Source organism: Marinobacter sp. C2H3, assembly GCF_037080155.1.
Taxonomy (GTDB): Bacteria; Pseudomonadota; Gammaproteobacteria; order Pseudomonadales; family Oleiphilaceae; genus Marinobacter.
Genome location: NZ_JBBBNZ010000003.1, coordinates 604485 through 616957, shown reverse-complemented (window position 1 = coordinate 616957; position 12473 = coordinate 604485). Strand labels below are relative to the sequence as shown.

Below are 12473 nucleotides of genomic sequence, written 5' to 3'. Positions count from 1 at the left end.
TTGCCCTGTCACGGGCGTCGGCGGGGCACTCAGCCGAAGTGGAAGAACGCCAGCTTGTTGCCGTCCGGGTCCCGCACGTAGGCGCCGTAGAACTGGTTCGGAATCCGCTGCCCCGGCTCACCGTCGCAGGTAGCGCCCAGCTCAATCGCCTTCTTGTAGTAGGCGTCCACCGCCTCCTTGGAGCCCGGCTGAATGGCAAACATGTTGCCGTTGCCCGGATGGTTGGCCTCGCCGTTGTAGGGTTTGCAGACCGCCAGCATGGGAGACCCCATGTTCTTGCCGATGAACGCGATCCGCTCCAGATCCAGCAGAACCTTCGCGCCCAGATCCGCCAGCAGATCGCTGTAGAACTGCTTGGCCTTGCTCATATCGCTGACGCCGATGGTGACGTATCCGATCATGGTGTGCTCCTGTTGTTGGTAGGGGTGACGGTGGGAGAGCCCCGCCGTCGAACGGTGGGTATACGAGTATGGCCGGGATTTGGTGCTTTGGGGAAGGCCGGAAGAACGCCAGCGGCGAAATACTCAGAGGCGCGCAGGAACGTTGATCTGTCACTTGGCCCGGGGGTATAGTTCCTGCTGCTCAGGATGAGCAACGGATCCGGATCGCGCAATGCGCCGGCTCCTTTTATGGAAACCACACCAAGGATAGGGATATGAAATCGTTCAAAATCTTCACGCACCCCTCTGGAACCCGCGTCGCCGTCAAACAGGGCTGGTCCTGCCGGGCTTTTTCTTCGGCGGTATCTGGGCGCTCGTCAAGCATCTGTGGCTTCACGGCATTGTGATTCTGGCCGCCGGTTTCGGGGCCGGCTATGTCGCCGGCCTGACCATGCCAGGCCCAATTGCTGACGTTATCGCCAACTTCGTCGGTCTTGGCATCTGTCTGTTTGTCAGCGCGAACGGCAACCAATGGCGGGAAGCCAATCTTCTGTCCCGCGGCTACAAAACCGATGGCGAGCTGATCGAGGCCGAGAATCCGGACGGCGCTCTCGCCCAATACCTTGAAGGCGCTGCCGTTCCCGCCGTGTAACAGCGGCATACCGGGGCGGGCAGTGCCCGCGCCGTATCCAAACCCCATGGATGAACGCGTTTTGGTGTAAGGCGCCAACAACGCCCCCCTCACTGGCTTCGGAAACACGGACGTGACCCGAATTGCAGACCCGCAGACTCTTGCGCTTCACGAAGCGCTGATGATTGACGGTGGCTGGGACCGGTACAGCGATCAGGAACTGGCTCGCCAACTTCCACCCACTGTTCGCCCGGCGCGACTCAAGGATCAGCTTGCCAACGGTGAGCTGGTGCTGCTCCGCGATACCCCGTCGATCCCCCTTTTTCAGGTGGTGGCCGGCCGCGTTGTGCGCTCGGAAAGCCCCAGCGGTGCCATCAACCCTCTGGCTGCTGATGCGCTCGGGATTCGCTTCGGCGACCGGGATTTTGCGGCCCGCGCGCCCGGATACGGGCAGAGCGACAGCCTGCCACCGCCGCCGGCGTTGACCTACACACCGGAGCCACCGGTGCCTGAGCCGCCGCCAAACACCTTTCCACCCGTTGCGGTGATTTCGGAAAACTTTGCGCTGCCACCGCTCGGGCCCAAGGTGTTTGCCAAGTCCTGCACCCGGCCCAACGGCGATACCGACAGCAACGAGGGTGAGGAGAAAGCCAGTAACTTCGGTGCACTGGCTCTGTTTGCGACGGCTAACACGTCCGGCGCCAGCGCCCTGCGCCCATTGGACCTGGTCGCCGGCTCGTCGATGCGGCTAACGGAGGGGTGGGCTATGGCGATGCGGCTCGGCGCCAGCGTGCTTACCTCCGCCGCCGGCGTAGCCCTGCTGGCGCTGTGGCCGGCAAAGCTCGGCGATGGCACGCTGTACACCGAGGAGGAGCTGCGAGCGATCTCAGAGGCCGCCATCCGGGTGCGATTCCATCTACATATGGATGAGAGCGGCAAGCTCAGGGTCTCCGGGTATCACGCTAATCACGAAACCGGGCACGGCGATACGGTTCGGGTTGTTCAGGCGAGGCGCATCGGCGAGCATTTTGAAGCGGTGGTCGATAACGACGTCACCCTCGTCTGGTACCCGGACGACAGCGGCTATCGCCCGGTCGCGACCACAGAATACCCGGCCGATTCCGGTGTGAATCCTCACCGCATTCTGGTGACGCCGATCCGGGAGGAGGGGCAGGAGGCGATCACGCCGGGGAACTATGAGCGGCCGTTTGAAGATCAGATTGAACGGATCGTGAGCTTTCCTGCGGACAGCGGGATTGAGCCGTTGTATTTGGTGTTTCGGAAGACGGCACGGGATGAAAGAGGCGTGGTAACAGGAAATGGCGAAGAAATCACCGGAATCTGGTTGGAAAGTGCCTCCAGAGATCTTGGGGCACCAATACCGGCAAAAATTGCAGATCGGCTACGGGGGCGCGAATTTGCCAGTTTTGATCGGTTCCGTGAGGCGTTTTGGCTGGAGGTGGCCCGCGATCAAGAACTGATGGGGCACTTCGGTTCTCGAAACCAGAAAGCCATTAGAGCTGGTAGAGCGCCTTTTACCAGGCTTAATGATCAAGCTGGCAAAAGGAACCGATATGAAATTCATCACGTTCTGGAAATTAGAAACGGTGGCCTGGTATACGACGTTGAGAATTTACGTGTGGTAACTCCCTCAAATCACATTGAGATGCATCGGAGGAAATGATGATTCTGATAAAAAAGAAACTGAGCGATTATGCCGAAGACGAATTCCTGGATGCATTGCGGTGGTTCTGGAACGAGGATATTAGCGAAGATGAAGAAAGTAAGTTTGTAAATCAATTCAACGAGTTGGTTGAACACCCATCAAAAAGCGATTTGATCTTTTTTCCTGAGACGGGCCGCGAAGATTCGCCACGAGGCATCGTTGATGAGATCAAGCGGTGGTATCACGAACACGGCAAGGTCTGCTTTCGCGACGAGCAATCAGAATAGCGCGGCATCTCTGTCTGACGGGGGCATCACGCACTCAAGCGGGCTGCTTGATTTTAGGTCTGCTGGTCATTGCGGTTGGTTAGCTCAATCTACCCACGGTACCCCGACCGCTTAAGATGCCGCTCGGCATCACTCCCAAGGTAGCTGCGTATGGCCGTAAAGAAGGCGCGCCATTTGCCGTTGGCGGACTTTGTGAGGTAAACCGCCGCAAGCTGCTGCCTTGCGTTACCCATGGCTACCCCTCGCTGTAGCAACGTCTGTAAATCGCGATTGAGTTGATTTAAAACCTGTTGCCTTAGCCGATTAAGCCTCGGTGCGTTCAGGTTCAGTTCACGTATGGTCTGTTCTGCTTGTTGAACATTGACCCCTGCTTTTACGCAGTGTGCCGCCAGCACAGACAGTTCACCGGTGCTTCGGCTACAGGAGAAAACCGCCGGGAAAGCCGGCAAGTGAATTGGATTGAGGATGACTCCATCAAGATTTTTGTCCGCTTTCGGTATGTCACAGGACGTGTCCGGACTTGTGAAGCGGGTTGCCGCATCAGCAACAGTGCGTTGACTTCCCCCGTGACAGCAACCTAACAGGTTTTGCCACTCCAGGTTCCAGTTTAGGGGACCTTTATGATCCGATTTCGGATGAAAATGTTCAACGCGGAAGTCCGCGTCTCCATTCGCCGCTTTTTCGATCAGGTCAATCTCGCAGTAGGCACACAGAAAACCCTGATCTGCTCTCAACTGATCCTGAACCGCTTGGCGTCGGCGTTCCCGGTTGGCAAACCTGCTCCATGTGTTGTTCGGTTGATTGGCTCGGTAGTGCGCGAGTTCCTCAGGTTGTTCAGGCAACGTCCGTTGGCGAGCACTTTGAAGCGGTGGTCGACAACGACGTCACCCTCGTCTGGTACCCGGACGAAAGTGGCTATCGGCCGGTTGAGACCACAGAATATCCGGCCGTTTCCGGCGTGAACCCTCATCGCATTCTGGTGACGCCGATCAAAGAGGATCGGCAGGAGGCGATCACTGCGGGGGACTATGAGCGGCCGTTTGAGGATCAGATTGAACGGATCGTGAGTTTTCCTACGGATAGTGGGGTTGAGCCGTTGTATGTGGTGTTTCAGAAGAGGGCTGGTGGTGAAAGGCAGACCATTCCAAATTCCCAAACCGAGATGGAGCTCAACGCCCAAGCGGCTGAGGACGTTAAACATGTCACAGCACCGATAGACTTTGATGGCCATGTACTAAATGCTGAGGTCAAGCCAGATGGAAAAGTCGTTGGAGGGCATTCAACGGCACTAGGCGGAGTTAGAGTGATTCCCGGGACCGCATCGTCGCCCAACGCTCACGGCGTTTACAGCGCCAGGATTGAAGTTTCAGATCCCGAGAACCCGGGTAGTTTCTTGCCAAAGACGAATAGTGGTGGCGTATCGACCATGTTCCCGGAGTTCTGGAGCGCCGATCGCATCAAAGTCGAGGTGGATGCTGCGTATAAAAATAAAACGATAATCGGCAATAAATGGACTGGCGTTACGCCAAGCGGTGTTAGGGTTGAAGGCTTTTTGAAACCTAAAACGACGGTCTACCCAAAAATTTGAGGCTATTAGATGACGGTATATTTTTCTTGGGAAAATGCAGGTGGATATTTGATTCCTTTTTGTCGGTCATCAGTTGAAAATGACGACGGCATTAGTCCACTAGCGTGTGTATTAATGGATGACGGCGGTCTGGATATTCCGGACGTTCTGTCCAGTTTAGAAGAAGGACTCGAAAAGATTGAATTAGCGAAGCGCGCAGAGTCAACGGGTGTGGAGTGGGAGCGCGAAACGTGGAGCGTTAAGTTGACGCCCACCGACGCCACAGTGTACTCACTGCATGATGCCGAATACGTTGAAAATATTTCAATCAGTGCCTTCGAAAAGATTTTGATTTCGTGGTTTGAATTTATTTCGGCAGGGCAGGCGGAGGGCGCCAGTAAAAAGGTTGATGTTTGATCATGATAGGGAAAACATCAATCGTGAAACTGTCAGTGCCAACTGGCTGAAAATCCCTGCCCGGTTCCTGAAATAATCATTAAAAATCCTGGGTTTTATCTCTTAGTGATCTCGAGATACTTTTGGAAATATCGATGATTTCCGATTCAATCTCAGGATCAAGGTTTTTATTACAAAGGTACTGAGGAACAACAAGGTCCGCTTGTTCAACGCCCGGTAACTGTCGAATCACATCGAGATAGTACTGCAGCCGATCAGGGTACTCTTGGGGTCGCTGGCGAAGGCCCGTTCTGCGCAATCAGCCAGTTCCACGAACAGGGCATCGTGCTCTGACAGAAACGAAAAGTTGCCGGACGCCGATTCCGTTGCCTTGCTCAATGTATCCCTCCACGACAGTCTTATCGCAGAACATTAGCAGACTCATCAACAAGACAGAAACGATGCGCCAGAGGTGGCGATGACATCGGAGGGGGATTCAAATACAGGGGGTGTTCAGAAACAACGCGGGAAAGTGGTCGGCGTGGCAGGATTCGAACCTGCGACCCCTTCGTCCCGAACGAAGTGCGCTACCAAGCTGCGCCACACGCCGAACAACGGCCGGTATTATACGGAATCAATCCCACTTTTCCAGCCCTGTGATCGCTTCGGATGAAAAATCTCTTCGTCCTGTGTCCTGCGGCCAATCAGCTCACCGGGAATTCGGTGTTGGCGTAGCGCACCAGGGACTTGCGGCGCACGGTGAGCATGTAGCCGAGGGTCAGGGGCCCCACCCGGCCGATCAGCATGGTGGCCATGATGATCAGTTTGCCGGCGGTGTCCAGCTCGCCCGTGAGGCCCCGGGACAGGCCGACGGTGCCGAAGGCAGAGACCACCTCGAACGCGATATCGAGGAACGGGCCTTTGACGGTGACGCTGACGCCGAGTATGCCCAGGAAGATCACGGCCATGGCCAGGGTGGTCACCGCCAGAGCCTTCATCACCGTCTCGTTGGACAGGGAGTGCCGGCCCAAAGTGACGTTGAGGTTACCCCGCAGGAACGAGCGGGTGGCGGACAGGAGCACGATAAACGTAGACAGCTTGATGCCGCTGGCGGTGGAGTTGGGGGCGCCGCCAATGAACATCAGCAGCAGGAACAGCACGCAGCTGCCGGTGGTGAGTGCGCCAATGTCCAGGGAGTTGAAACCGGCGGTGCGGGTGACGGTGGCCTGGAACCAGGCCGCCATCAGCTGGTCGCCCAGGCTGGACAGGCCGCCAAGGGTCTGGGGGTTGCCGATTTCCATGGCGAAAAACAGCCCGGCGGCCACCAGGTTGAGAATCAGCGTGCCCCACAGGATCATCCGCGCGTAAACCGAGAGCCTGGAAACCCGGCGCTTTTCCAGAAGTTCCCGAGCCACCAGGTAGCCCAGCCCGCCGACGATGAACAGGGCGCTTACGGTCAGCAACACGCCGGGCTGGTTCGCATACCCGGTGAGGCTGTCCGGGGACAGGCCGAAGCCGGCGTTGTTGAAGGCGGAGATGCTGTAGAACAGGGCCTGATACAGGCCTTCCCCCCACCCCAGCGTCGGCACCATCTGGGCGGCCAGCAAGACGACGCCGAGCCCTTCAACCGCCAGGGCAAACAGCGCGATGTGGGCCCCGGCGGATTTGGCGGTGGTGATGGAGATCTCGTTGAACGCCTCCTGGGCCGCCAGGTGGTGGCGCAGACCCAGCCGGAAGCCCAGCGCAAGTGCGGTCAGTACGGCGAACGTCATCAGGCCCAGGCCACCAAGCTGTATCAGGGCCAGAATCACCAGTTGGCCGAACAGGGTGAACTCGGAGCCGGTATCCACCACCGTCAGGCCCGTTACCGTCACCGCCGAGGTGGCGGTAAACGCGGCGTCCAGCCAACTGATGGGTGATACGGTCGCCCAGGGCAGCTTCAGCAGGCCGGTGCCAATGATGATCAGGATGACAAACCCTTCGATCAACAGCCCGGGCGGTCGGATGCGATTGGGGCCCTGGCGATCGTTTCGGGGGCGAATGGGGAGCAGGTCCCGGGTCTGAAAGCGCATGGGTGGCTACAGGTACTGTTCGAATTTTCGGAAATCGTCCAGAGTGCCGCCGATGACCACGTGATCACCTTTGCGCAGGGTAAAGGTATCCGCAGGCCGGTGGTGAACGCTGGTGGCCCGCTTGACCACCAGCAAACGGACATCGGTGCCGGTTTCCTCGATCAGCTCACCGAAGGTTCGGTCGTTGAGGCTGTCGCCGGCGACGATTTCCACCACATAGTCCCGATCACCCAGGCCGATGTAGTTCTGCACGTTCGGGTAGTTCAGCTCCTGGGCGATGCGGATGCCCATTTCGAATTCCGGGGCGATCACCCGGTGCACGCCCAGGCGCTCAAGGATCTTCTGGTGCTGGCGGGTCAGGGCCTTGGCCCAGATTTTCTTCAGGCCGACTTTCTGCAGGTGCATGGTGGCCAGCAGGGTGGCCTCGAAGTTGCGGCCAATGGCGATCACGGCGACGTCGTAGTCGGCCAGGCTCAGTTCTTCGATGGCCTGTTCGTCGGTGACGTCGGCGATGACAGCGTGAGTCATGCACTCCGATAACCGATCAACGATCTGTTCGTCCTGGTCGACCCCGAGAACGTCGTGCCCCAGTTGGGTCAGCTCCCGGGCAATGGTTTCGCCGAAGACGCCCAGGCCAATCACGGCGATCTGCTGTTTGCTCTGCACGGCGCTTTCCCTCCCGGACCGGCCCTCTATGTCAGCCCTTACCCTACCAGATTCCGGTGGGATTTTAGCCTAAGAACGTGTATAACAGCGCGTATTCTCTCGTTATCACGCCCCGCGCGGAGCCGCTACGCAGTGAGCATTCGGCCTATTGTCCAGATCCTCGGATTTCTGCTGATCCTGCTCAGCTTTCTGATGACCTTGCCGGTGAACCTGCTGATGCTCGATCAGTCACCGGACTGGCCGGCGTTTGTGAAGTCGGCGGCCATCTGCTTTGGCACGGGCTTGGCCGCCCTGATGGTCACCCGCCGCAGAAATCACGCGCTCAAGCAGCGCCAGATGTTCCTGCTGACCGTGTCGGCGTGGATCGTCATCCCCTTGTTTTCCAGCCTTCCTCTGCTTTGGAGCGGTCTTAATCTCAGCGTCACCGACGCGTTTTTCGAAAGCATTTCCGGGATTACCACCACCGGCTCGACGGTGCTCTCCGGGCTCGACGACCTGCCTGCAGACATTCTGCTCTGGCGCTCCATCATGCAGTGGATGGGCGGCATCGGGATTATTGGTATGGCGGTGGCAATCCTGCCGTTCCTGCGCATCGGCGGCATGCGGCTGTTCGCCACCGAATCGTCTGAGTGGAGCGAGAAGGCGGTGCCGCGGACCAGCAGTCTGGCCCGTAGCCTGGTGGGCGTTTACCTTGGCATCACCATCCTGTGCGTGCTCAGTTACTGGACGCTGGGAATGGGATTGTTTGACGCGGTCAACCACGCCCTGACCACGGTCTCCACCGGCGGCTATTCCACCTCTGATCAGTCCATGGGCAAGTTCGACACGCCGGGCATCCTGCTGGCGTCGACGGTGTTCATGGCCATCGGCGGCATGCCCTTCTTCCTGTTTGTGCGCTTTGTGCATGGCCAGCGCAGCCCCCTGTTCCGGGACTCACAGGTTCGATTTTTCCTGGTGTTGCTGGTGGCGATCGCAGCGGTGCTGGCGGTCTACCGGGTGGTCACCGACCATGTCGATCCTTTTACCGCCTACGTGGAGGCGCTGTTCAACGTAACCTCGGTGGTAACCACCACCGGTTATGCCTCCCAGGATTACACCCTGTGGGGGCCGTTCGCCGTGGTGATCTTCCTGTTCATCACGTTCGTGGGAGGCTGCTCCGGCTCCACCGCCGGTGGCATGAAGGTGTTCCGGTTCCAGCTGTCCATGCTGCTACTGCGGGAGCAGATTCGCCGGCTGCTGCATCCCCACGCGGTCTTCGCCCGGAATTATAACGGGCGGGTCATCAGCGACGACATCGTGGCCTCCAGCGTCGCCTTCTCGTTCATCTTCCTGGCCACCCTGGCGGTGATGACGTCCCTCCTGGGTATCCTTGGGCTGGATCTGGTGACGAGCTTTACCGGTGCACTGACGGCGCTGACCAACGTTGGGCCGGGCCTGGGAGACATCATCGGGCCTGCGGGCAATTTCCAGTCTCTGCCGGACGGCGCCAAGTGGGTGCTGATGATTTCGATGATTCTGGGGCGGCTGGAACTGCTCAGCGTGCTGGTGATGCTGTCACCGGACTTCTGGCGCAGCTAGGGAGACGGGCGATCGGACCGGCACGCCGGCACCGACCGCCCGAGGCAGGGTTAGCCTGCGGTGGGCAGAACCGAGATGTCCGCCACCCGCAGGAACAGGTTGCGCAGGCGGTTGAGCAGCGCCAGGCGGTTGTTCCGGACGGCCTCGTCCTCCGCCATCACCATCACTTCGTCGAAGAAGGTGTCCACCGGAGCCCGCAGACTGGCCAGGGAGCTCAGCGCGCTGGCGTAGTCTCCCTGCTCGAACATCGGCAGCACGGCGTCGGACTGCTCGTTCACGGCCTGCGCCAGGGCTTTCTCGGCCGCATCCTGCAGCAACGCGTCGTTCACCGTTTCGCCTACGTCGTCCCCACCCTGTTTGGTCAGGATGTTGGACACCCGCTTGTTGGCGGCGGCCAGCGCCTGGGCTTCCGGCAGCTGGCGGAAGGCCTCCACGGCTTTCACCCGGCGGTCAAAGTCCAGCGGCCGGGTTGGACGGCGGGCGTGTACGGCCAGGTACACTTCGGCACCGATGCCCTGTTCTTCATAGTGGGCGCGGAAGCGCTCCAGCATGTAGTCCACTACGGCGTCCGCCGCGTCGGCTTCGGTCAGGCTGGTGTGTTCGGCGGCGGCCCAGTCGCACAGGGTTTTCAGGTCGAGCGGCAGTTCGCGCTCAATGATGATGCGCAGCACCCCCAGCGCAGCCCGGCGCAGGGCGAACGGGTCCCGGGTGCCGGAAGGCGGCTGGTTGATCCCGAACAGGCCCACCAGGGAGTCGATGCGATCGGCGATGGCCACGGCGCAGCCGGTCAGGGTGGTGGGCAGCTCGTCGCCGGCAAAGCGGGGCATGTACTGCTCGTTCAGCGCCTTGGCGACGTCCGCCGGCTCGCCGTCGTGGGCGGCGTAATACTGGCCCATGATGCCCTGCAGGTCGGTGAATTCCAGCACCATCTCGGTGACCAGGTCGGTCTTGGCCAGCATGGCGGCCCGCTTGGCCAGCGCCGGTTCGCTGTGGATGGCGTCGGCGATCTTCCCGGCCAGCGCGGCGACCCGCACGGATTTATCGTACAGGCTGCCCAGCTTCTCCTGGAACACGATGGGCTTGAGGGCGTCCACCCGGTCTTCCAGGCGGGTTTTCAGATCCGTCTCGTAGAAGAAGGCGGCGTCCGACAGGCGCGGGCGAATCACCTTCTCGTTGCCGGAGATGACCTGGGTCGGGTCCTTGCTCTCCAGGTTGGCCACAGTGATGAACAGGGGCAGCATCCGGCCCGCGTCGTCCACCACGTGGAAGTATTTCTGGTGTTCCTTCATGGAGGAAATCAGCGCCTCGGCGGGCACCTTGAGGAAGCGTTCCTCGAAGCGGCCCATCAGCGGCACCGGCCACTCGTTCAGGGCGGTGACCTCGTCCAGCAGGGCCTCATCGATGACCGCATGGCCACCGGCTTCGTTCTTTGCCAGGGCCTCAACGCCGGCGCGGATGCGGGCGCGACGCTCGGCGAAGTCGGCCAGCACGTAGCCCTCTTCCCGCAGCACCAGCTCGTAATCGCCTGGCGTGGGAATAATCAGCGACTGCGGGCAGTGGAACCGGTGCCCGCGGGTCTTGTTACCGGGCTTGAGGCCCATGATCGGGGCGTCGATCACCTGGTTGCCGAACAGCAGCACCACCCAGTGGACCGGGCGGACAAACTCGGTGCGATGGGCGCCCCAGCGCATGCGTTTCGGAATTGGCAGCGCCGCCAGGGACTGCTCCACCAGCTCCGGCATCAACTCCACGATGGGGCGCCCTTTTTCGATGGTGCGGTACACCACCCAGGCGCCCTTGTCGGTTTCCAGGGTGTCGAGCTGGTCCGGGGTAATGCCGAGGGAGGTGGCAAAACCGGTCAGGGCGCGGGTCGGGTTGCCGGCGTCGTCAAAGGCGGCTTTTACCGCGGGGCCGCGTTTTTCCACCGGCTTGTCCGGCTGGGCGTCTTCCAGGTCACGGATGCGCACGGCCAGCCGTCGGGGCGCCGCAAAGGCTTCCACCGCACCAAAGCCAACACCGGCGGCGTCCAGGCCCTGGGTGATGCCCTGGGTAAAGGCGTCGGACAGCGGCTTGAGGGCCTTGGGCGGCAGCTCTTCCGTGCCCAGTTCGACCAGAAAATCCTGTGTAGCCATGGTTATGCGTTCCCCTGTGCCTGCGGTGCGGTGTGGCCGTTTTTCGCTTTGCCCTTCTTGTTGGCCTTGCCTTCGGCCTTGGCATCGGCGGCCTCAGCGGCGGCCAGAACTTCCTTGCGCAACGCCTCCGGCGCCAGCGGGAAGCCGAGCGCCCGGCGGCTGTCGAAGTAGGCCTGGGCAACGGCGCGCGCCAGGGTGCGGACCCGCAGGATGAAACGCTGGCGCTCGGTCACCGAAATGGCGTGGCGGGCGTCCAGCAGGTTGAAGGTGTGGGAGGCCTTGAGGACCTGCTCGTAGGCGGGCAGCGGCAGGCCGGCGTCAATCAGCCGGGCGCTCTCCCGCTCGTGCACGTCAAAGCTGTGGAACAGGAACTCGGTGTCCGCCTGCTCGAAGTTGTAGGTGGACATCTCCACTTCCTGCTGGTGGAACACGTCGCCGTAGGTGACCACGCCGTCCGGGCCGTGGGTCCACACCAGGTCGTACACGCTGTCGACGCCCTGCAGGTACATGGCGATGCGCTCAAGGCCGTAGGTCAGCTCGCCGGTGACCGGGAAGCATTCCAGACCGCCCACCTGCTGGAAGTAGGTGAACTGGGTGACTTCCATGCCGTTCAGCCAGATTTCCCAGCCGAGGCCCCAGGCGCCCAGGGTCGGCGACTCCCAGTTGTCCTCGACGAACCGGATATCGTGCACCAGCGGGTCCAGGCCCAGGGCGCGCAGGGAATCCAGATACAGCTCCTGAATGTTGTCCGGGGACGGCTTGAGCACCACCTGGAACTGGTAGTAATGCTGGAGGCGGTTCGGGTTTTCGCCGTAACGGCCGTCAGTGGGTCGGCGGCTGGGCTGCACGTAGGCGGCGTTCCAGGTTTCCGGCCCGATGGCCCGCAGGAACGTGGCGGGGTGAAAGGTCCCGGCGCCCACTTCCATGTCCAGCGGCTGGAGCACCACGCAGCCGTGCTGCGCCCAGAAGTTCTGCAGGGCCAGAATCAGGCCCTGGAAGGTCCCGATGTCCGGGGCGGAGGTGTTGGTTGCCTTGTCTGTCACGACGATTGCCTGCTGATTGGTCCGTGTGTCGCCCCGGCGTTCCGGCGGGGCATCT

General features: G+C 60.6%; 13 protein-coding genes and 1 tRNA gene. 5 read left to right on the top strand and 9 right to left on the bottom strand.

Features of this window, described 5'->3' with window-relative positions; genetic code table 11:
- Positions 1–29 precede the first annotated feature (29 nt).
- Positions 30–401 carry a VOC family protein gene (locus V3388_RS12205; RefSeq protein WP_336367828.1) on the bottom strand — a complete coding sequence of 124 codons (372 nt, stop codon included), beginning with the start codon at positions 399–401 and terminating at the stop codon, positions 30–32.
- A gap of 226 nt (positions 402–627) precedes the next feature.
- Complete coding sequence (locus V3388_RS12200; protein ID WP_336367827.1) at positions 628–1110, bottom strand: hypothetical protein; 483 nt, start codon at positions 1108–1110, stop codon at positions 628–630.
- A gap of 34 nt (positions 1111–1144) precedes the next feature.
- On the opposite strand from V3388_RS12200, the gene V3388_RS12195 reads away from it, so the two are divergent.
- Both V3388_RS12195 and V3388_RS12190 read left to right on the top strand, forming a co-directional pair.
- Positions 1145–2695 carry an S-type pyocin domain-containing protein gene (locus V3388_RS12195; RefSeq protein ID WP_336367826.1) on the top strand — a complete coding sequence of 517 codons (1551 nt, stop codon included), beginning with the start codon at positions 1145–1147 and terminating at the stop codon, positions 2693–2695.
- Positions 2695–2964 (top strand): bacteriocin immunity protein, encoded by a 270-nt coding sequence (locus V3388_RS12190; protein ID WP_336367825.1) that lies wholly within the window; start codon positions 2695–2697, stop codon positions 2962–2964. The genes V3388_RS12195 and V3388_RS12190 overlap by 1 nt, the downstream gene beginning before the upstream one ends.
- A gap of 89 nt (positions 2965–3053) precedes the next feature.
- Here the strand turns inward: V3388_RS12190 and V3388_RS16415 are convergent, their stop codons facing one another.
- Positions 3054–3698, bottom strand: coding sequence for a retron system putative HNH endonuclease (locus V3388_RS16415; protein ID WP_442915644.1), 645 nt, complete (start codon positions 3696–3698; stop codon positions 3054–3056).
- Positions 3699–3748: 50 nt separating this feature from the next.
- On the opposite strand from V3388_RS16415, the gene V3388_RS12185 reads away from it, so the two are divergent.
- Positions 3749–4552, top strand: coding sequence for an EndoU domain-containing protein (locus tag V3388_RS12185; RefSeq protein WP_442915643.1), 804 nt, complete (start codon positions 3749–3751; stop codon positions 4550–4552).
- Between the two features lie 9 nt (positions 4553–4561).
- Positions 4562–4948, top strand: coding sequence for a hypothetical protein (locus tag V3388_RS12180; protein ID WP_336367823.1), 387 nt, complete (start codon positions 4562–4564; stop codon positions 4946–4948).
- Between the two features lie 228 nt (positions 4949–5176).
- On the opposite strand, the gene V3388_RS12175 is transcribed toward V3388_RS12180, so the two are convergent.
- From V3388_RS12175 to V3388_RS12160, 4 genes are all read right to left on the bottom strand, one after another.
- Complete coding sequence (locus V3388_RS12175) at positions 5177–5326, bottom strand: hypothetical protein (protein ID WP_336367822.1); 150 nt, start codon at positions 5324–5326, stop codon at positions 5177–5179.
- A 134-nt stretch (positions 5327–5460) separates the two neighbouring features.
- A tRNA-Pro gene (locus tag V3388_RS12170) sits at positions 5461–5537 on the bottom strand.
- Between the two features lie 94 nt (positions 5538–5631).
- Positions 5632–6999 (bottom strand): TrkH family potassium uptake protein, encoded by a 1368-nt coding sequence (locus tag V3388_RS12165; RefSeq protein WP_336367821.1) that lies wholly within the window; start codon positions 6997–6999, stop codon positions 5632–5634.
- Positions 7000–7005: 6 nt separating this feature from the next.
- Entirely contained in the window at positions 7006–7665 is a 660-nt protein-coding gene (locus V3388_RS12160) for a potassium channel family protein (RefSeq protein WP_336367820.1), read from the bottom strand.
- 132 nt (positions 7666–7797) lie between these two features.
- On the opposite strand from V3388_RS12160, the gene V3388_RS12155 reads away from it, so the two are divergent.
- Positions 7798–9243 (top strand): TrkH family potassium uptake protein, encoded by a 1446-nt coding sequence (locus tag V3388_RS12155; protein WP_336367819.1) that lies wholly within the window; start codon positions 7798–7800, stop codon positions 9241–9243.
- A 50-nt stretch (positions 9244–9293) separates the two neighbouring features.
- On the opposite strand, the gene glyS is transcribed toward V3388_RS12155, so the two are convergent.
- Together glyS and glyQ are read right to left on the bottom strand one after the other, a co-directional pair.
- A complete protein-coding gene (gene glyS / locus V3388_RS12150) occupies positions 9294–11375 on the bottom strand; it encodes a glycine--tRNA ligase subunit beta (protein WP_336367818.1) in 2082 nt (693 codons plus the stop codon).
- A gap of 2 nt (positions 11376–11377) precedes the next feature.
- Positions 11378–12382, bottom strand: coding sequence for a glycine--tRNA ligase subunit alpha (gene glyQ, locus V3388_RS12145; RefSeq protein WP_336367939.1), 1005 nt, complete (start codon positions 12380–12382; stop codon positions 11378–11380).
- Positions 12383–12473: the final 91 nt, after the last annotated feature.

Coding starts and splice junctions, on each gene's coding strand:
- V3388_RS12205 (WP_336367828.1), bottom strand. CDS start 401: ATGATCGGATACGTCACCATCGGCGTCAGCGATATGAGCAAGGCCAAG.
- V3388_RS12190 (WP_336367825.1), top strand. CDS start 2,695: ATGATTCTGATAAAAAAGAAACTGAGCGATTATGCCGAAGACGAATTC.
- V3388_RS12185 (WP_442915643.1), top strand. CDS start 3,749: ATGTGTTGTTCGGTTGATTGGCTCGGTAGTGCGCGAGTTCCTCAGGTT.
- V3388_RS12180 (WP_336367823.1), top strand. CDS start 4,562: ATGACGGTATATTTTTCTTGGGAAAATGCAGGTGGATATTTGATTCCT.
- V3388_RS12165 (WP_336367821.1), bottom strand. CDS start 6,999: ATGCGCTTTCAGACCCGGGACCTGCTCCCCATTCGCCCCCGAAACGAT.
- glyS (WP_336367818.1), bottom strand. CDS start 11,375: ATGGCTACACAGGATTTTCTGGTCGAACTGGGCACGGAAGAGCTGCCG.